13 protein-coding genes and 1 pseudogene are annotated in these 20,179 nt (G+C 65.8%); 6 read left to right on the top strand and 8 right to left on the bottom strand.

Annotation, left to right across the window (positions count from 1 at the left end; genetic code table 11):
* Positions 1-70: 70 nt before the first annotated feature.
* On the bottom strand, positions 71-1,348 hold the full coding sequence (locus C9I57_RS16930; RefSeq protein ID WP_107152054.1) for a polyhydroxyalkanoate depolymerase: 1,278 nt from the start codon (positions 1,346-1,348) through the stop codon (positions 71-73).
* A 341-nt stretch (positions 1,349-1,689) separates the two neighbouring features.
* Positions 1,690-3,495: a glycoside hydrolase family 15 protein gene (locus C9I57_RS16925; protein WP_107152053.1), complete on the bottom strand. Its 1,806-nt coding sequence runs from the start codon at positions 3,493-3,495 to the stop codon at positions 1,690-1,692.
* 222 nt (positions 3,496-3,717) lie between these two features.
* On the opposite strand from C9I57_RS16925, the gene C9I57_RS33270 reads away from it, so the two are divergent.
* Positions 3,718-3,963, top strand: a complete 246-nt coding sequence (locus C9I57_RS33270; RefSeq protein WP_107151815.1) for a hypothetical protein — start codon at positions 3,718-3,720, stop codon at positions 3,961-3,963.
* Positions 3,964-3,977: 14 nt separating this feature from the next.
* Here the strand turns inward: C9I57_RS33270 and C9I57_RS16915 are convergent, their stop codons facing one another.
* Complete coding sequence (locus C9I57_RS16915) at positions 3,978-4,136, bottom strand: DUF3096 domain-containing protein (RefSeq protein WP_018442986.1); 159 nt, start codon at positions 4,134-4,136, stop codon at positions 3,978-3,980.
* Positions 4,137-4,258: 122 nt separating this feature from the next.
* Here C9I57_RS16915 and C9I57_RS16910 point away from each other — a divergent pair, with 122 nt between their 5' ends.
* Complete coding sequence (locus C9I57_RS16910; protein ID WP_440130218.1) at positions 4,259-5,458, top strand: lactonase family protein; 1,200 nt, start codon at positions 4,259-4,261, stop codon at positions 5,456-5,458.
* Positions 5,459-5,744: 286 nt separating this feature from the next.
* Here the strand turns inward: C9I57_RS16910 and C9I57_RS33835 are convergent.
* Together C9I57_RS33835 and C9I57_RS16900 are read right to left on the bottom strand one after the other, a co-directional pair.
* Positions 5,745-7,292 (bottom strand): annotated as a pseudogene (locus C9I57_RS33835) (DNA translocase FtsK); the annotation flags it as partial.
* 1,884 nt (positions 7,293-9,176) lie between these two features.
* Positions 9,177-9,755, bottom strand: a complete 579-nt coding sequence (locus tag C9I57_RS16900) for an META domain-containing protein (protein WP_107151813.1) — start codon at positions 9,753-9,755, stop codon at positions 9,177-9,179.
* A 192-nt stretch (positions 9,756-9,947) separates the two neighbouring features.
* Between C9I57_RS16900 and purT the strand changes: the two genes are divergently transcribed.
* Both purT and C9I57_RS16890 read left to right on the top strand, forming a co-directional pair.
* Positions 9,948-11,183: a formate-dependent phosphoribosylglycinamide formyltransferase gene (gene purT, locus C9I57_RS16895; protein WP_107151812.1), complete on the top strand. Its 1,236-nt coding sequence runs from the start codon at positions 9,948-9,950 to the stop codon at positions 11,181-11,183.
* Between the two features lie 317 nt (positions 11,184-11,500).
* Positions 11,501-12,949 carry a DEAD/DEAH box helicase gene (locus C9I57_RS16890; RefSeq protein ID WP_107152051.1) on the top strand — a complete coding sequence of 483 codons (1,449 nt, stop codon included), beginning with the start codon at positions 11,501-11,503 and terminating at the stop codon, positions 12,947-12,949.
* A 24-nt stretch (positions 12,950-12,973) separates the two neighbouring features.
* On the opposite strand, the gene C9I57_RS16885 is transcribed toward C9I57_RS16890, so the two are convergent.
* On the bottom strand, positions 12,974-13,492 hold the full coding sequence (locus C9I57_RS16885; protein WP_107151811.1) for an Lrp/AsnC family transcriptional regulator: 519 nt from the start codon (positions 13,490-13,492) through the stop codon (positions 12,974-12,976).
* Positions 13,493-13,682: 190 nt separating this feature from the next.
* Here C9I57_RS16885 and C9I57_RS16880 point away from each other — a divergent pair, with 190 nt between their 5' ends.
* A complete protein-coding gene (locus C9I57_RS16880) occupies positions 13,683-14,699 on the top strand; it encodes a 1-aminocyclopropane-1-carboxylate deaminase (protein ID WP_107151810.1) in 1,017 nt (338 codons plus the stop codon).
* Here the strand turns inward: C9I57_RS16880 and gluQRS are convergent.
* Together gluQRS and C9I57_RS16870 are read right to left on the bottom strand one after the other, a co-directional pair.
* Entirely contained in the window at positions 14,680-15,576 is an 897-nt protein-coding gene (gene gluQRS / locus C9I57_RS16875; RefSeq protein ID WP_107151809.1) for a tRNA glutamyl-Q(34) synthetase GluQRS, read from the bottom strand. The genes C9I57_RS16880 and gluQRS overlap by 20 nt on opposite strands.
* A gap of 100 nt (positions 15,577-15,676) precedes the next feature.
* Positions 15,677-16,540 (bottom strand): sulfurtransferase, encoded by an 864-nt coding sequence (locus tag C9I57_RS16870; RefSeq protein ID WP_107151808.1) that lies wholly within the window; start codon positions 16,538-16,540, stop codon positions 15,677-15,679.
* Between the two features lie 80 nt (positions 16,541-16,620).
* Between C9I57_RS16870 and dnaE the strand changes: the two genes are divergently transcribed.
* Complete coding sequence (dnaE, locus tag C9I57_RS16865; protein WP_107151807.1) at positions 16,621-20,169, top strand: DNA polymerase III subunit alpha; 3,549 nt, start codon at positions 16,621-16,623, stop codon at positions 20,167-20,169.
* The last annotated feature ends 10 nt before the right edge of the window (positions 20,170-20,179 follow it).

Below are 20,179 nucleotides of genomic sequence, written 5' to 3'. Positions count from 1 at the left end.
GGCCCGCGCGACTCGAATGCCCGCGCCGACCGCCAGCAACGGCCGACGCGAGAATGCGTGTCAAGACGTCTCAAGCCTCGACAGGCTCGGCAGCGACCGTGGTTTCCTGGTTGTTCTCGAGGATGAAGTCGCGCAGTTGCGGGTAAATGATCGTGCGCCAACGGCGTCCCGAGAAAATGCCGTAATGGCCGCATTTCTCGGCCGTGAAATGGCGCTTCTTGTCTTCCGGAAGGCCCGTACAGAGCCGATGCGCGGCGCGCGTCTGGCCGGTGCCCGAGATATCGTCGAGCTCGCCCTCGATCGTAAAGAGCGCCGTCTTTTTGATGTCGGCCGGGCGCACGAGCTCGCCTTCGATCTCCCAGGTGCCCTCGGCTAGCCTGAACTCCTGGAACACGATGCGAATCGTGTCGAGGTAGTACTCGGCGGCCATGTCGAGCACCGCGTTGTATTCGTCATAGAAGCGGCGATGCGCTTCGGCGTCTTCCTCGTCGCCGCGCAGCAGACTCTGGTAGAAGTCCCAGTGCGACGCCGCGTGCCGCTCCGGGTTCATCGCGACGAACCCGGCGTGCTGCAGGAAGCCCGGATAGACGTGACGGCCGACGCCAGGATAGTTCGGCGGAACGGTGTAGATCACGTTGTTCTCGAACCACGAGTACGAGCGTTGCATCGCGAGGTTGTTGACCGACGTGGGACTGCAGCGCGCATCGACCGGGCCGCCCATCATCGTCATCGTGCGCGGCGTGTCTTCGCCGCGGCTCGCCATCAGCGAGATCGCCGCGAGCACGGGCACCGTCGGCTGACAGACGCCGAGCACGTGCAGATTGTTCGCGCCGATGTGGCGGATGAACTCCTGAATGTAGGCGACGTAATCGTCGAGATGGAACGGGCCGTTTTCGACCGGCACCATCCGCGCGTCGATCCAGTCCGTGATGTAGACCTTGTGGTCCTGCAGGAGCGTGCGCACGGTGTCGCGCAAAAGCGTCGAGTGATGGCCCGAGAGCGGCGCGACGACGAGCACGACGGGCTCGTCCTTCAGCTGTGCGACGGCCTCGCTGTCATCCGCATAGCGCTTGAACCGCAACAACCGGCAGAACGGTTTTTCGATGATCGTTTGCTCGACGATCGGAATGTTACGGCCGTCTTTGACGATTTGATGAAGATCGAATTCGGGTTTTTCGTAATCCTTGCCGAGACGGTACAGCAACTCGTACGCAGCCGAGTAGCGCGACGCACCGGGCACGTAAGCGAATGGGCTCGCGGGATTGGCGAACGACCTCGACGCGGCTTGCGCCCACGCCGTAAGGGGGTTCAAGAGCGCGCGCTGAAACTCGTAAAGCTGGTAAAGCATGATGGAGAGCTCCCACATCTGGGGCGAAGCACTGGAGGCGCCGGCGTCGCGGCATGCCATGCCGGAATCGATTCGCGCGGATGCAACTGACTTATTCGATAATAAAGGACAAACATGACCGGTTGCAACGCAACAACTTGTCACTGTGCAGGAAATGTTTCCCGCATTTATAGCAGCCAGAAACGTGCCGGCGGGTGTCAATAATCCGTCAGTATGAGCGCAAGCGAAACGAAAGATTGCGCCCACGCCCGAAATGGCGCAACGGCTGCACGCTTACAGTGCAAAACGGACAGTCCCGCCGGCCCATACCAGGTTCGCGCGGCATGCGTGGTGGCTTCCGATCAGTCTTTAGGGTGCCCCGTCACATGCGTCATTTCCTGTTCGTGGCGCATCAGATTAAGCCCTGTGTGGACGAGCGCAACGTGCGAAAACGCCTGCGGGAAATTGCCGGTGAAGCGTTTGTCGCGCGGATCGTACTCCTCCGAGAGCAGCCCGACATCGTTGGCGAGGCCGACAAGCCGCTCGTACATCGCGTGCGCTTCGTCGAGCCTGCCCTGCAGCGCGAGGTTGTCGACCATCCAGAAGCTGCAGGCGAGGAACGTCCCTTCGCCGGGAGGCAGGCCGTCGTCGACCTCGGCCGTGTGGTAGCGCAGCACGAAACCGTCGTGCATCAACTCACGCTCGATCGCGTGCACGGTCGAAGCGACGCGCGGATCGTCCGGCGGTAAAAAACCCACGAGCGGCAAGAGCAGCAGGCTCGCGTCGAGGTCGTCGCTGCCATATGACTGCGTAAAGGCGCCTACTTTTTCGTTCCATCCCGAGCGGCAGACGTCGGCGTGTATCTGATCGCGCAATTCGCGCCAGCGCTCGACGGGTCCGTGCAGCTTGAACGATTCGGCGGAGCGGATCGCGCGATCGAATGCCACCCAGGCCATCACCTTCGAAAATGTGAACTGGCGGCGTCCACTGCGTACTTCCCAGAGACCTTCGTCCGGATCGCGCCAGATTTTCTCGAGGTGGTCGAGCATCGCACATTGCACGGCCCAGACGGTTTCTTCGGTATGCAGGCCGCCGACACGCGCGAGATGCAGCGCGTTCATGACCTCGCCGTAGACGTCGATCTGAAGCTGGCCGACGGCGTTGTTGCCGATGCGCACGGGCCTCGACCCCTCATAGCCCGGGAGCCAGTCGATCTCCATCTCATGGAGCCGTCGCTCGCCGGCGAGTCCGTACATGATCTGCACTTGCGCGGGAGAGCCGGCGAGTACGCGCCCGAGCCATGTGCGCCATGCCCTCGCTTCGTCGTAATACCCGCAGCGCATCAGCGCGAGCAGCGTGATCGTCGCATCGCGCAGCCAGCAATAGCGATAGTCCCAGTTTCGCGTGCCGCCGATCAGCTCGGGCAGCGACGTCGTCGGCGCCGCGACGATGCCGCCCGTCGGGGCATAGGCGAGCGCTCTGAGCGTGATCAGAGAGCGCAGGATCGGTGCCGCATAGCGGCCCGTGACTTTGCAGCGCGCGGACCATTCCCGCCAGTGCGTCTCCGTGCGCGCGAGCGCCGAGAACGGATCGTCGGCGGGCGGCACGTGCTGATGCGAAGACGAGTAGGCGAGCGTGAAGGGCACCCGCTCACCCTCGGAGACGACGAAGTCCGCTTCCGTGTGCATGTTGGCGCCACGCAGTTCGACGTCCGTGCGCAGCACGACGGTATCCGGCCCGACGGTCGCCTTGATCCCCTTGCCGTGCGCAAGCCGCGTGACCCATGGGACCGAGAAGCCGTAGTCGAAGCGTAGCGTCAGCGCCATGTGCATCGGCACGGTGCCGCGCCGTCCGACGACCATGCGCACGAGCTCGGACCAGCCGTTGCCGGGCGGCATGAAATCAATGACCGTCACCGCGCCTTCCGGCAGCTCGTAATCGGTCTCGAGCACCAGCGTGCCGTCGCGGTAGCGACGCGTGATTTTCGACGCGGCGGCCGCCGGCGCGAGGCGCCAGCAGCCGTGCTCGTGAGTGCCGAGCAGTGCCGCGAAGCAGGCCCCTGAATCAAAGCGCGGCCAGCACAGCCAATCGACGGACCCCTCTCGGGAAATCAGCGCGGCCGTGTGGCCGTCCCCGACAAGGGCATAGTCTTCTATTCGAGCAGGCATGTGAACGATTTCAGAACGATCCGACGTTGTCATGATTCGATGTCGCTGGCTACAATCGTGCCTCGGGGATCCGGGCCGCGCGTCGCACGAAGTCGAGCACACAATACGCTACGACTACAAGAACGGAAAAGATTCCGCTGCGCCAACCAATCAGTCTCGCACGCGACGCATCTTTGGCCCTCAACGCTTATGTGACGTTCATTCATCGAGAGGATTGACGCCATGCAGCACCCGTCCAAAGTCGATTGCATCACTATTCTTTCCGCCGCGAGCAAGCTCGACGACAACGCCTTGCTTGCCCTCGATTCCAGACTGCTCGGCCTGACGCGCAACGGCATGGATACTGCTGCCGCGTTTCTCATCGAGCGCGCGTGCTTCAAGCAGCACCGCGACGGTGGTGGACATTATGAGGTCGGCGGACTCTCGCTGCAGGGCAAGCTCCGCCTCGAGCAGTTGATGCACGGTTAAGCGCCTGGCCCTCTTCAGAGCCTCAGATGCTCAGCACCGGGACCGACGAGACCCAGAATGCCGATGATGATGAGGTACAGCGCGACGATGTAATTGAGCAGGCGCGGCACGGCCAGAATCAGGATGCCGGCGATGAGCGCGGCAAGCGGTCCGAGGCTGATGGAAATGTTCATGGCGGTTCCTCGCTCGTGGCGAATCGAGAGGGCTTTTCGTGCGTACGACCATTTTGCCGCGGCACAGCGATTTGCGTGCCACCTCGCTCGGACCGGCGCCCAGACGCAAAGACTGCGCTGCGATCGCCGCTTTGTTGGCCGCTTTTACCTTGCTGAGCGTTTCATTGACATCGGCTATAGCCGTGGCTCAAACGACTGGAACGGCCGGAACGGCGGCCGGCGACTACGATCTGCTTGTCGGCACGTACACGGCGCCGGGCAAGAGCGAGGGCATCTATGTCTATCGCTTCGACACTCGCTCGGGCCGCGCAAGCCCCTTGTCGGTGCTGCGAACCGTCAATCCGTCGTATCTCGTGCCGAGCCGCGACAACCGCTATGTCTATGCCGTCAACGAATTGCCCGGCGACAACGGTCCGGCAAGCGCTCGCGGCGGCATCACCGCCATGGCTTTCGATGCGGCAAGCGGCCGTCTGACGCTCCTCGATCACGTTTCGTCCGAGGGGAACGATCCCTGCTACCTAAGCATCTCGCCCGATGGCAAATACCTCTTCGCGGCGAACTACTCGGTCGCGGCCGATCCCGGCGGCAGTTTCGCCGTCTTTCCGCTCGAAGCCGACGGACGTGTCGGCACGGCGGCACTCGTCGTTCATCACGAGGGGAGCGGGCCCGTCAAAAGCAGGCAGGACAGCGCGCACGTTCATTCGACGGTCTTCTCGCCAGACGGCCGCTATCTGCTCGCTCAGGACCTCGGCCTCGACAAGCTGTTCGTCTATCGCTATGCGCCGAATGCCGGGCAGGGCGCGATCGTGAGCCCGACCGAGCAGCGCTATGTGCAGATGCCGTACGGGTCCGGACCGCGCCATCTTGTTTTCGATGCGAAAGGGCAATACGCGTATCTGACGAGCGAGCTCGCCGGCACAGTGACGGCTTTGCAGTACTCGAACGGCACGTTGCGCTCGTTGCAAGTGCTGACGCTTGCGGAGACCGGCTTCACTGGAAAAGTCGGAGCCGGCGCGATTCATTTGTCGCCCGACGGCCGGTTTCTCTATGCGACCAACCGCGGCGACGCCAACGAGATTGTCATCTTCGCGGTCAATCCCGATGATGGTCTTTTGCGGCTCGTCGGGCGCCAATCAACGCTCGGGCGCACGCCGCGCGAGTTCTCGATCGATCCGACCGGACGCTGGCTCATCGTGGGCAATCAGGATAGCGATACGGCTTACGTTTTCAGCCGCGATCCGCAGACGGGACGTCTCGGCCCCAATCCGATCCGGCTCGATATCGGTTCGCCTGTCGACTTCAAGTTTGTGCCCGCGTCCTGACGCCGGCGCGGCGCGGGCGGCAAAGACGCGCGCGCGGATACAAAGAGAGCCCACGCGTCAGAGCAAGCACGTGGGCTCGAATCTACCGCCTCACGGGGGGCGGGGCGGCAGGGGATGAAAGCGGTTCGGGCAATGCATCCCCAACGAAGCAATGGCTATGCCGGGGCGTGCTTGTGCCGCTCCTTCAGTGCTTGCTCGCCCGAGGAAGGCGCCGAGTCGCTGGTGCGGCGCACGAAAGGACTCGCTACTTCTTGCAATCGCCGAGCAGGTTTTACCTTCAGTATGGCTATTGATCGGGGCCGGGCGGCGCGAGCACTTCACGGCTGCCGTTGACGCTCATCGACGAAACGAGTCCCGCCGCTTCCATTTGCTCCACGAGTCGCGCGGCGCGGTTATAACCGATGCGCAGCTGCCGCTGGACGGCCGAGATCGAGGCGCGGCGCGTGCGCACGACGAACGCCACCGCTTCGTCGTAAAGCGGATCGGCCTCTGCATCGGGTGCGTCGCCGAAGAGATCCTGTGCCGCGCCCTCGGCGGCGGGGCCGTCGAGAATCCCTTCCTCGTACTGCGGCTCGCCGAACTGCTTCAAGTGCTCGACGATCCGATGCACTTCCTCGTCGGCGACGAACGCGCCATGCACGCGCTGCGGGTAGCCGGTGCCGGGGGGCAGGAACAGCATGTCGCCCTGCCCGAGCAGCGATTCTGCGCCCATCTGATCGAGAATCGTGCGCGAATCGATCTTCGATGAAACCTGGAACGCGACGCGTGTCGGAATGTTGGCCTTGATGAGCCCCGTGATTACGTCGACGGAGGGGCGCTGCGTCGCGAGGATCAGATGGATGCCGGCGGCGCGCGCCTTTTGCGCGAGCCGCGCGATGAGCTCTTCGATCTTCTTGCCGGCGACCATCATCAGGTCCGCCAGCTCGTCGATGACGACGACGATGAGCGGCAGCGTCGAAAGCGGCTCCGGTGCGTCGGGCGTCAGTGAAAACGGGTTCGTCAGCTTCTTTTCCACGGCCTCGGCGTCGCGGATTTTCTGGTTGAATCCCGCAAGATTGCGCACGCCGACAGCCGACATCAGCCGATAGCGCTTCTCCATCTCGCCCACGCACCAGTTCAGAGCGTTGGCGGCGAGCTTCATGTCGGTAACGACGGGCGCGAGCAGATGCGGGATGCCCTCGTAGACGGAGAGCTCGAGCATCTTCGGATCGATCATGATGAGGCGCACGTCCTCCGGCGTCGCTTTGAAGAGCAGCGACAAAATCATCGCGTTGATGGCAACGGACTTGCCCGAGCCCGTCGTGCCCGCCACGAGCATGTGCGGCGCTTTGGCAAGATCGGTCACCACGGGATGCCCGGTGATGTCCTTGCCCATCGCGATCGTGAGGTTCGATGGGGAATGGCGGTAGGCGTCCGACGCGAGGATTTCCGAGAGGCGGATCGTCTGACGTTTCGCGTTCGGCAACTCGAGCCCCATGCACGTCTTGCCCGGAATCGTTTCGACGACGCGGATCGACGTGAGGCCGAGGCCGCGCGAAAGGTCCTTCATCAGGCCGACTATCTGACTGCCTCGAACGCCGAGCGCGGGCTCGACCTCGAAGCGGGTGATGACGGGGCCGGCCGACGCGCCGACCACCGTCACGGGCACCTTGAATTCCTGGAGGCGCTGCTCGATCAGCTGGCCCGTTTGCGCCAGTTGCTCGGCCGGGATCGGCTCTGCGTCGGGTGACGCCTGCACGAGCAGCTCGATCGACGGCAGCTCGACGGCAGCGGCCGCCGGCGCATGAAACGCGAACTCCGTCGCGGCATGGCCGCGGATCGGCGCGGGGGATGCGGCGGCGTCCGGCGCATCGGCGTCGGTTGCTCCGATTGGGGGCTGTGTCGGGACGAATGCGGCCTGCTCGGCAGGCGCCGGTTCGTCCCACGGCTCCACGGCCAGAACAGTGGATGGTTCGCCCACGATCGGTTGGTCCGCTGGCGGTTCCACAGGCGGGGGCAGGGCGGCCGGCTCCGACGTTTGCGGCTCCACTAGGGACGGGATTGGCTCTGGGGATCGCGCTTGCTCGGCCGAATCGATTGGCTTGGGGGATTGCTCGTGCGCAGGCCATGCGGCTGGTTCGGAGCGGGGCACTTGCGTCGGCCAATCGGTTGGCTCGGCGGATCGCGCTTCCGTAGCCCGGGCGCTTGGCTCGGGCAGCCGCACTTCCAAAGGCGAGGCGGCTGGCGCGGCCGGTTCGGGCTCCGCGGGCGACGATGCTTCCCGCTCCGCGGGCAACGACGCTTCCGGCTCCGCGGGCAACGACGGCGGTGAGGTTCGGTGCAGCGAGCGGGAGGAAACCGTTTCCACTTCAGCGCTTACGGTCGGCTGCTCGTCAGCCGTGCTGTCGATGCTCCCCATCGACTGCGCCGACGCGCCGCGGCGCGCAAGGCTGATTCCCGCAAGCGCGGTCCACTGAGCCGTGTTCGCTTCGATCGCACGCAACGTCTCTTCGACGCTTGGCGCCGGTAGAGCGCTGCCCGATGGCTGCGGCTCCGGCTGGGGGCGCTCACGCTCCGTGGCCGGCGAAACGGTTGGCGGGCGCGTCGTTGCATACGGTCGCGGCGTTGGTGCCGAAGTGGTTCCCGCGAACGACCGGGCGGTTTGCGGATGTTGCGTGGGGCGTGGCCGGTGCGGCGCGCCAGTCGCACTCGTCGTGTCAGGCGCCGCCGCGGGCGGAGCAGGCCGTGCGGCGCTCGAGCGCGCGGCAGGCTGCAGCGGCGGGGCGGGCCGGCGAGGTTCCGTCTGGCGGCGCGTACCGATGATCGTACTGTCCGTGCGCTGACCGCCCTGAGTTTTCATCGTTGCGGCGCCTGATGCCCCGCGCGATACCGACGGCGGTTGCCAGACGGTGGGGCGAGCGTAGCGTCCCCCCGACTTCGGCGCCATCGTGTTCACCGTATTGACGGCCGACATGCCGCCGGTCGCGACGCGCGCCGTTCCGGTGCTGCTCGGGTGCGCCTCGCCTGCGCGCGCGGCGACTCGCTCCTGCCGGCTGCTCGGTCGCGTCGCGACGTTTTGGGCCTGATCGCGCGAGGAGGTCAAACCGAGTCCGAGCCCGAACGCGCGGTCGGCGGCGCCGAGTGCATGACGCCAGCTGAATCCGATCAGCCACGGCAGGCCGGCGATCAAGAGCGCGAGCGCGCCGACCGAAGCGACGAGGCGGCCCGCCGCGCCGAACGCGTGGTCCGCGCCGGCGACGAATGCGTGCCCGAGCGCACTGCCGGAGGCAGGCGCGAGCGCGGCCTCGAGCGTGCTGCTCGCCGCGAGCACACAGGCGAAGCCGAACCAAAGGCGGATCGTCCCAGGACCGCCGAGGCCGCTGCCGCCAGGCAGCAGCGCCTTCGCGAGGCGCCACGCGAGAGGAACGAACCAGACGGCAGAGACGCCGAACCAGCCGGAAACAACCGTATGCATTCTAGTGCCCTGTCCCGCAAGTTCCTTTGATATGAAATCGCCCAGATGGCCGCCAAGCGGCGTCGCTCGTCGTTGCCATAGCTACGGCTATGGCGCCTCCTCCCTCCTTGCCTGACGACCATCTGGACAATTTCATTTATCAAAGAACTTACGGGACAGGACACTAATGGGAAAGAAAGGCAGAGAGCTGCGCTTCGCGCACCGCGGCGAGTTTAACCTTTCGGGGCGCCGTGCGGCTTCGATGTTGCGCGCATCGCATCGCGCCTACCGGCTCGCGGCGTCGAAACGCAGGGTGGCGCCGTCTTCCGTGACGAGTTCGAGCCGATGCGGCGTGCGCCATTGCACGCCTGTTTTCGCGATGTGGGCAAGCGCGTCGAGGTAGGCGTGTTCGAGTTCGCCGCGCGATCCGGAGCAGGCCATCCGCGTCGTGGCGAGCGGCCCCAACGTGAGCGCGCCGCTCTTGAGTGCATAGGGCCCGCTGAAACGATTGCAGCCTGCGAAGCCGCTAGCACGGCGCTGGCCGGTCGTCGTCGACAACACGAGCGTGGGGGCGGCTTCCCGCTCGCCGCCCGCCGCGTCCTTCGCGCCGGCGATTTGGCGCGTCGCCCCGCCGGCCGTTTGCCAGCTCGCGAGCGTCCACGACGTGTCGTCGAGCAGCTGCGTGGCCGCGGGATTGAACGGGTCGCTCGGCGGCGCGGCCGACTCGGGATGCGTCGGCATCGCGCAGGCCGCGAGCATCGCGCACACCCCGACCAGCGGCGCGGCAGCCAGCGCGCCGGCGCGGCCGGGCGACGGACGGACGCGCGAAGCTGCGCGCTGCCGCGCGACGGACGGATTCGACATGGGTTCGTTCCTTCTTTCTTGTATCGCTCGAAAGGCGTAAGGGTAGCGTACTCGGCCCGCGACGCGCGAGCGAGCGCGGGCAGCAGGTTGCGCGCGGCGTTCGCGGCATCCCGGGCAACGCGATGAAACGCACGGCGTCGCATGCTAGCATCGCGGCTTCATCGAGCTCCTCTTCTCGAACGGATAACCGTCATGCAGATCGGTCAACGAATCGGTACGCCGCTTTCCGCCTCCGCCACGCGCGTCATGCTGCTTGGCGCGGGCGAGCTTGGCAAGGAAGTCATCATCGCGCTGCAGCGGCTTGGCGTTGAAACGATCGCCGTCGATCGTTATCCGAATGCGCCGGGCCATCAGGTCGCGCATCGCTCGCACGTGATCGACATGACGGACGCGGCCGCCCTCGCCGAGCTCGTGCGCGCGGAGAAGCCGCACCTCATCGTGCCCGAGATCGAAGCGATCGCGACCGACGCGCTCGCCGAAATCGAAGCGGCCGGGCTCGCCGAAGTCGTCCCGACCGCGCGCGCGACGCAACTGACGATGAATCGCGAGGGCATCCGGCGCCTCGCGGCGGAAACGCTCGGGTTGCCGACGTCGCCGTACGCGTTCGCGGAGTCGCTCGACGAATTGAAGGCGGCCATCGATCGCATCGGCTACCCGTGCGTCGTCAAGCCCGTGATGTCGTCGTCGGGCAAGGGCCAATCGGTGTTGAAGAGCGCGGCCGATATTGATCCGGCGTGGCAGTACGCCACGGCCGGGGCGCGCGTCAACGTGGGCCGCGTCATTGTGGAAGGCTTCGTCCAGTTCGATTACGAAATCACGCAGCTGACAGTGCGCGCCGTCGAGCCGACGACCGGTAGCGTCGATACGTACTTTTGCGAGCCGATCGGCCACTTGCAGGTGGCCGGCGATTACGTCGAGTCGTGGCAGCCGCAGCCGATGTCGGCCGTCGCGCTCGCGCGCTCGCGCGAGATCGCGCGCAAGGTCACGGAGGCGTTGGGCGGCCGCGGCGTGTTCGGCGTCGAGCTGTTCGTGCGCGGCGACGACGTCTGGTTTTCCGAAGTGAGCCCGCGTCCGCACGACACGGGGCTCGTGACGCTGCGCTCGCAGCGCTTCTCGGAGTTCGAGCTGCACGCGCGTGCCATTCTCGGCTTGCCCGTCGATCCGTCCCTCGCCGCGCCCGGCGCTTCCGCCGTGATCTACGGTGGGCTGGAGGAGTCCGGCATCGCGTTCGAGGGCGTGCGCGAGGCGCTCGCCGTGCCCGGAACGGACTTGCGGCTCTTCGGTAAGCCAGAGAGTTTCAAGAAGCGCCGCATGGGCGTGGCCGTCGCGACGGGGGCCGACATCGACGAAGCGAGGCGGCGAGCGAAGGCGGCCGCGGCGGCGGTGCGGCCGGTGTCGGCTGCCCGCAGCGACGACGCGTCTCGGTAACGCATCGTCGCGCCAGGATCGGGGAGCCAGGAACTGTCACAGTCCGTGCAACAGCGCGGTGCTACAATACCGGCCTTTCCGGTGGCGCGTTTCGTCGACTTCCGCCACTGGCCCGAGCCGGCCGCTCGCACTCGTCGTCACATGACGCTTTGCGGCGCGGCGATGCGCGCGTGCGCAGGCGCACGGCGTCACGGGCGGTCCTCGCTGGCGACGACCGCGAGCTTGCCCTGCCGCGCAAGGCTGGCCGCCCCCGTCGGCTCACGGCCGCGCGCGAACGACGCGGCGCCGTCGACGGCGCATTTTTAGCGAACGCCACTATGTCCGATCCCGCTGCCAAGCCCCAGTCAGCCCCTACGACCATCGCCACCTTCGACCAATTCGGCCTCGGCCCCGACATCCTGAAGGCCATTGCCGAGCAAGGCTATACGACGCCGACGCCGATCCAGGCGCAGGCGATCCCGGTCGTGCTTTCGGGCCGCGACGTCATGGGCGCCGCGCAGACCGGCACTGGCAAGACGGCCAGCTTTTCACTGCCGATCATTCAGCGGCTCTTGCCGCTTGCGAGCACGAGCGCTTCGCCCGCGCGCCATCCCGTGCGCGCGCTGATCCTCACGCCGACGCGCGAGCTGGCCGACCAGGTGGCCGCGAACGTCGAGGCGTACGCGAAGCACACGGCGCTGCGCAGCGCCGTGGTTTTCGGCGGCGTCGACATGGGCCCGCAAGAAGCGGAGCTGCGGCGCGGCGTCGAAATTCTGATCGCGACGCCTGGGCGCCTGCTCGATCATGTCCAGCAAAAGACGACGAATCTCGGTCAGGTTCAGATGCTCGTGCTCGACGAGGCGGATCGCATGCTCGACATGGGCTTCCTTCCGGACTTGCAGCGCATCCTCAACCTGCTGCCGAAGGAGCGCCAAACGCTGCTCTTTTCGGCGACTTTCTCGCCCGAGATCAAGAAGCTCGCCGCGACTTATCTGCGCAACCCGCAGACGATCGAGGTCGCGCGCAGCAACTCGACGGCGGCCAACGTCACGCAGATCGTCTATGAGGTTGCCGAAGGCGACAAGCAGGGCGCCGTCGTCCAGTTGATTCGCGAGCGCGGCCTGAAGCAGGTCATCGTCTTTTGCAACAGCAAGATCGGCGCGGGGCGTCTTGCGCGCCAACTCGAGCGTGACGGCGTCGTGGCGTCGGCGATTCATGGCGACAAATCGCAACTCGAGCGGATGCAGGCGCTCGACGCCTTCAAGCGCGGCGAGATCGAGGCGCTCGTCGCCACCGACGTCGCCGCACGCGGCCTCGATATTGTCGAGTTGCCGGCCGTCATCAATTTCGACTTGCCGTTCAACGCCGAAGACTATGTGCACCGGATCGGCCGCACGGGCCGTGCCGGCGCATCGGGCGACGCGCTTTCGCTTTGCAGCCCGAACGAGCGCAAACAGCTCGCCGACATCGAAAAGCTGATCAAGCGCCCGCTCGAGATCCGGCCTCTGCAGGTGGACTCGCCCGTCCGGCATCACCGCGACGAGCATGGCCGCCGCGAGCGCGACGAGCGTTCCGGGCGCCGCCGCGGCGCGTCCGCCTATGAGCGCCCGGCCCACCGGCACGCGCCCGTCGACGACTTCTTCTACAAGCCCTACGAGCCGTCGCCGTCGGCGAGCAAGGGCGAGGAGCCGAAGAAGCCCGAGCCGGTGGCCAAGCCGGCACCGAAACAGCCGCTTGCCGCGCTGCTCGGCGGCTTCGGCATGTCCCGCCGCAATACGTCGTCTTGAGTCGAGGGGCACTCCTCGGCCGCGTCAGAGCGGAAATTCCGTTGTCGACAAGATCTCCTTCAGCACCATGAAGCTCCGTATCTGCCGCACGCCGGGCAGATAGAGCAACTGCTCGGCGTGCAGGCGATTGAAGCTGTCGCTGTCGCGCGTGCGCACGAGCATGAAGTAGTCGAACTCGCCCGTCACCACATGGCACTCCATGCAGCCGGAGATGTTGCGGGCGGCCTTCTCGAATTCGGCGAAAGTTTCCGGCGTCGACCGATCGAGCACGATGCCGATTACGACGAGCATGCCCGCGCCGATCGCCTTGGGCGCCAGCAGCGCGACGACTCCGCGTATCAGACCTGACTCCTTCAATCGCTCCACGCGCCGCAGGCACGCGGGCGGGCTCAGCTTCACCTTAGCGGCCAGGGCCACGTTGGAGATCGAGGCGTCGTGCTGTAAATGCTTGAGGATCGCGCGATCGATGCGATCCAGTTGAACGGGCGGCGGCGCCGACTGCTGGGCCGTGGCGGGACGATGCCGTAATTTTGTTGCGCACATGGCTCGTGACGGAAAATTTCGTTAGGCGGCAGGACTTGCTTCGTCAGCAAACTTACGCCGCGGCCTTCTATTTCGCAACCTCATTTCTTCGAAGGTTCCCTATCATTTTCTCGTCGCACGACACGCGATCCGCTTCCATCGAGCGGCCGCCGTCGCGCCGCTCTCTCACATCGACGATTGGAGCCTCGCCATGAATCTGCAACGGTTTTCCCGCTACCCCCTGACATTCGGCCCGACGCCGATTCAGCCGCTCAAGCGCCTCTCGGCGCATCTCGGCGGCAAGGTCAATCTCTGGGCCAAGCGCGAGGACTGCAACAGCGGCCTCGCGTTCGGCGGCAACAAAACGCGCAAGCTCGAATACCTCGTGCCCGAGGCGCTCGAGCAAGGTTGCGACACGCTCGTCTCGATCGGCGGCATCCAATCGAATCAGACTCGTCAGGTGGCGGCCGTCGCCGCGCATCTGGGCATGAAATGCGTGCTCGTCCAGGAAAATTGGGTCAACTATTCCGATGCCGTCTACGACCGTGTCGGCAACATCGAGCTCTCGCGCATCATGGGCGCCGACGTGCGTCTCGTGCCGGACGGGTTCGACATCGGCATTCGCAAAAGCTGGGAGGACGCACTCGCGAGCGTGCGGGAGGCCGGCGGCAAACCCTATGCGATTCCGGCCGGCTGCTCCGAGCACCGGCTCGGCGGTCTCGGCTTCGTCGGATTCGCCGAGGAAGTGCGACAGCAGGAGGCCGAACTCGGCGTCAAGTTCGATTACATCGTCGTCTGCTCGGTGACGGGCAGCACGCAGGCGGGGATGATCGTCGGCTTTGCGGCGGACGGCCGCGCGGACCGGGTCATCGGTATCGACGCATCGGCAAAGCCCGACGCCACGCGCGCTCAGATTCTGCGCATCGCGAAGCATACGGCCGAGCTCGTCGATCTGGGGCGCTCGATCGTCGATGACGACGTCGTGCTCGACACGCGCTACGGCGGCCCCGAGTATGGGTTGCCGAACGACGGGACGCTCGAGGCGATCCGGCTCACCGCGCGGCTCGAGGGCATGCTGACCGATCCGGTCTACGAAGGGAAGTCGATGCACGGCATGATCGATAAGGTCCGTCTCGGCGAATTCCCGGCCGGCTCGAACGTGCTCTACGCTCATCTCGGCGGCGCGCCGGCGCTTTCCGCTTACAGCTTCATCTTCCGCAACGGCTGAAACGCGCCGCCCAAGCAGCGGTGGCTTCGACGTAGAAGGTCTCGAGTGTCACGCTCGATGCGACGGCCGTCGTCGCGAGCCCGAGATGGCGCGCGGCCGCTTGCAGCGCGGGCAGCGGCCGGCTCGCGTCGAGCTCGGCTGCGCCAGTCTGCTTGCTGAGCTTCTCGCCGTGCGCGTCGACGACGACGGGCACGTGCAAATAAGCGGGCGTCGGCAGGCCGAGGCAGCGCTGCAAGTAGATTTGACGCGCTGTGGAATCGATGAGATCGGCGCCGCGTACAACATCGGTGATGCCTTGGTCGGCATCATCGACGACGACGGCGAGCTGATAGGCCCATTGGCCGTCCGCGCGCTTCAGGACGAAGTCGCCGACCTCGGTGGCAAGGTTTTGCGTGCGCGGGCCCTGCCATCTGTCGCTGAACGTGACGATCGCATCGGCGCCGTCGGGCACGCGCAGGCGCCAGGCGCGCGCTGGCTTGCCGCTGAGGCCTTGGCGGCACGTGCCGGGGTAGGCGAGCGTCGTATGGCGCGCGTGCGAAGTGGCGAGCGAGTCGGCGATTTCCTTGCGCGTGCAGCCGCACGGATAGACGACACCGGCCGCCTCGAGGCGCTCGAACGCGTTTTCGTATAGCGCGGTGCGCCCGCTTTGCCAGACGGGGGGCTCGTCGGGGCGCATGCCGAAGCGCTCGAGCGTGTCGAGAATCCGCTCGTCGGCGCCGGGCACCGTGCGCGGCCCGTCGATGTCTTCGATCCGAACGAGCCAAGTACCGCCATGTGCGCGCGCATCGAGGTAGCTTGCCAACGCGCCGACGAGCGAGCCAAAGTGCAAAGGGCCCGTCGGCGAAGGGGCGAAGCGGCCGCGGTAGGGGGCGCTCATGGACCGGGTTCCGCAGGGGCGGCAAACGGATGCACTGACGGCCGCCTGTCACCGCATGGAAGCGCTGCCTGGCGAGCGTTGGCGGGCGTCGCGGCCATCCTTACGCGGCCTGCGCGCGCTCCCGGTCCGGGTGACACGCGGGACATGTCTTGCCTGGCATATAGAGCGGCGAGCGCTGCGCGTCGGGCGTGACCACGGCGCGGCAGCCGAAGCACTGCAACGTCTCGGTGGGCTCGAGTCGCGGGTTGAGCGCCGTGCGGTAGTCGAAGACGAAGCATTCGCCCTGATAGTGGGCGCCGCCGACTTCTTCGAAGTACTTCAGAATGCCGCCCTCGAGCTGATAGACATGGTCGAGGCCGACCTCCTTCATGTGGATCGCGGCCTTTTCGCAGCGGATCCCGCCCGTGCAGAACGACACGATCGTCTTACCGGCGAGCTCGGCGCGGTGCGCCTCGATCGCCTCCGGAAACTCGCTGAATTTCGTAATCCGATAATCGACGGCGTTCTCGAACGTGCCGACATCGACTTCGAACGCATTGCGCGTATCGAGCATGACGACGGGGCGCCCCGCATCGTCGCGGCCGCTGTCGAGCCAGCGCTTCAGCGTGGGTGCGTCGACGGACGGCGCGCGGCCGAGCTCGGGCTGGATCGCCGGCTTTTTCATCGTGATGATCTCGCGCTTCAGCTTGACGAGCATCCGTCGAAACGGCTGCGTCGGCGACAGGCTTTCCTTGAACTGCAGCGCCGCGAATTTGCCTTCGAAGAGCGGATCGTGGCGGAGGTAGTCGATGAATGCGTCGGCGGCTTCGCGGGTGCCGGCGACGAAGAGGTTGATGCCTTCGGGCGCGAGCAGGATCGTGCCGCGCAGCGCGAGCGCGGCGCAGCGCTCGGCGACGAGGGGGCGCCATGCGCGGATCGCGTCGAGCGTGACGAACCGGTAGGCGGCGAGATTGACGATGCTCATGTTGATGGTGCGGGCGAAACCCGTATTATCCCGCAAATGGCCCGGGCGGCGCCCTGGACCCCGGATGTACAATACCGCCCATGCCAGATCCCCGCTTCGTCCATCTCCGCATCCACTCCGAATTCTCGATCGCCGACGGCATGGTGCGCCTCGACGATGTCGTCAAGGCCGCGGCCGAGGACGGCCAGGGCGCGCTCGCGTTGACCGACCTCGCGAATGCGTTCGGCCTCGTGCGCTTTTACAAAGAGGCCCGCGGCAAAGGCGTGAAGCCGATTGCCGGTTGCGACGTCTGGATGGCGAACCCCGACGACCGCGACAAGCCGTCGCGTCTTTTGCTGCTCGTCAAGGACCGTCGCGGCTACCTCAATCTCTGCGAGCTGCTGACGAAGGCCTGGCTCACGAATCAATACCGCGGCCGCGCCGAGATCGACGCGCAATGGCTCGATGGGCCGCTCGCGCAGGGGCTCATCGCGCTCTCGGGGGCGCAGCAAGGCGACATCGGCCTCGCGCTCGCGGCGGGCAACAAGGAAAGCGCCAAGCGTCACGCGATACGCTGGGCCGAGCGTTTTCCGAACGCGTTTTATATCGAGCTGCAACGCTGCGGGCAGCCGGGTGGCGAAGCGTACGTGCAGGAGGCCGTCGCGCTCGCGGCGGCGCTCGACCTGCCCGTCGTCGCGACGCATCCGGTGCAGTTCATGACGGCCGACGACTTCACCGCGCACGAGGCGCGCGTCTGCATTTCCGAGGGCGACATGCTCGCGAATCCGCGTCGGCAGAAGCGCTTCTCGACCGAGCAGCGTTTCGCCACGCAAGACGAGATGGCTGCGCTCTTTGCCGACATACCGTCCGCCGTCGCGAACACGGTCGAAATCGCGAAACGCTGCAACCTGACGCTCGAACTCGGCAAGCCGAAGCTGCCGCTCTTTCCGACGCCCGATGGCCTGTCGCTCGACGATTACCTCGTGCAGCTTTCGAAGGAAGGTCTCGAGCGGCGTCTCGTCGAGCTCTATCCGGACGAGGCCGAGCGCGGCGCCGAGCGCGAAAAGTACTACAAGCGTCTCGAGTTCGAGTGCGGCACGATCATCAAGATGGGCTTTCCCGGCTACTTCCTGATCGTGGCCGACTTCATCAACTGGGCGAAGAACAACGGCGTGCCCGTGGGGCCGGGCCGCGGCTCGGGCGCCGGCTCGCTCGTCGCGTACGCGCTCGGCATCACGGATCTCGATCCGCTGCGCTACAACCTGCTGTTCGAGCGTTTCCTGAACCCGGAGCGCGTGTCGATGCCCGACTTCGACATCGACTTCTGCCAGGAAGGGCGCGACCGCGTGATTCAGTATGTGAAGGGCAAGTACGGCGCGGACGCCGTCTCTCAAATCGCGACGTTCGGCACGATGGCGGCCAAGGCGGCTGTCCGCGATATCGGGCGTGTGCTCGATCTCGGCTACAACTTCACCGACGGCGTCGCGAAGCTGATTCCGTTCAAGCCCGGCAAGCACGTGACGATCGCCGACGCGATGGAGGAGGAGCCGCTTCTCAAGGAGCGCTACGAGAACGAAGACGAAGTGCGGCAGTTGCTCGAACTCGCGCAGCGAGTCGAGGGCTTGACGCGCAACGTCGGCATGCACGCGGGCGGCGTGCTGATCGCGCCCGGCAAGCTGACCGACTTCTGCCCGCTCTACACGCAAGGCGACGATGGCGGCGTCGTAAGCCAGTACGACAAGGACGACGTCGAAGCGGTCGGCCTCGTGAAGTTCGACTTTCTCGGGCTGACGACGCTCACGATTCTCGATTGGGCCGAGCGCTACATTCGCCGCCTCGATCCTTCGAAGGCCGACTGGTCGCTCGCGCAAGTGCCGCTCGACGATCCCGCCGCGTTCTCGATCCTGAAGAAGGCCAACACGGTCGCCGTCTTCCAGCTGGAAAGCCGCGGTATGCAGGGCATGTTGAAGGACGCGCAGCCCGACCGCTTCGAGGACATCATCGCGCTCGTCGCGCTTTACCGCCCGGGACCGATGGACCTGATCCCGAGCTTCTGCGCGCGTAAGCACGGGCGCGAGAGCGTCGAGTACCCGGATCCGCGCGTCGAGCCGGTCCTGAAAGAGACCTACGGCATCATGGTCTATCAGGAGCAGGTGATGCAGATGGCGCAGATCATCGGCGGCTATTCGCTCGGCGGCGCCGACCTCTTGCGCCGCGCGATGGGCAAGAAAAAGCCCGAGGAGATGGCGAAGCACCGCGAGCTCTTCCGAGAAGGCGCCGCGAAAAACGGCCTCACGGCCGAGAAGGCCGACGAAATCTTCGACTTGATGGAGAAGTTCGCGGGCTACGGCTTCAACAAGTCGCACGCGGCGGCGTACGCGCTGCTCGCTTACTACACGGCGTGGCTGAAAGCGCACCACCCGGCCGAGTTCATGGCTGCCAACATGAGCTTGGCGATGGACGACACGGACAAGGTCAAGATCCTTTACGAGGACTGCAAGACCAACGGCATGGCCGTGCTGCCGCCGGATATCAACCGCTCCGCGTATCGCTTCGAGCCTGTCGCCGAGGCGGACGGCAAGCGTTCGCGCACGATCCGCTACGGCCTCGGCGCCGTGAAGGGCAGCGGGCAGAACGCGATCGAGGAAATCCTGCGCGCGCGCGAGGCGGGGCCGTTCACGAACCTGTTCGACTTTTGCGCGCGCATCGACCGGCGCGTCGTCAATCGCCGCACTGTCGAGGCGCTCATTCGCGCGGGCGCTTTCGACGAGCTCCATCCGAATCGCGCGCAGCTGATCGCTTCGGTGCCGCTCGCGATGGAGGCGGCGGATCAAGCGAGCGCCAACGCGATGCAGGCGGGTCTCTTCGACATGGGAGACGCGGCGGCGGATGTGCATGAACTCGTCGACGAGCCGGCGTGGCCCGAAAAGCGCAAGCTGCAAGAGGAAAAGACCGCGCTCGGCTTCTACCTTTCGGGCCATCTTTTCGACGCTTACAAGGACGAGGTGCGGCGCTTCGTCCGCCTCAAGCTCGCCGATCTGAAAGAGGGGCGCGACAAGCTCGTGGCCGGCATCATCGTTTCGCTGCGCACGCAGATGACGCAGCGTGGAAAGATGCTGATCGCGCTCATCGACGACGCGACGAGCCAATGCGAGGTCACCGTATTCAACGAGCAGTACGAAGCCAATCGAATGCTCTTCAAGGAAGACGAGCTCATCGTCGTGCAAGGACAGGCACGCAACGACGCATTCACGGGCGGCATTCGCTTCACGGCCGATTCGGTGATGGATCTCGAGCGCGCGCGTAGCCGCTATGCGCAGGGCGTCAAGATCAGCATGAACGGCGATGCCGATGCCGCGGCGCTCAAGCGTGTCCTCGAGCTCTACTGCGCGCCCGCTCCGGAGCCCGAGGCGGCGAGCGCGGCATCCGTGAACGGGGCGGCGCGCACGAACGGGCGCGGTGCCGAGAATGGGCGTCAGCGTGCGCACGTGCCGGTTCGGAACGGACTCGCGGTACAGATCGTCTACAGCAACGAGCGGGCGCAAGGCGAGCTGCGCCTCGGGGACGCATGGCGTGTGCGGCCGAGCGACCAACTACTCGTCGAGCTGCGCAACACCTTCGCGGGCAGCGTCGCCGAAATCGTTTATTGAAGGACCGTCC

The organism is Trinickia symbiotica, assembly GCF_003028655.1.
GTDB classification, from domain to species: domain Bacteria; phylum Pseudomonadota; class Gammaproteobacteria; order Burkholderiales; family Burkholderiaceae; genus Trinickia; species Trinickia symbiotica_A.
This window is presented reverse-complemented; position numbering and strand designations above follow the sequence as displayed.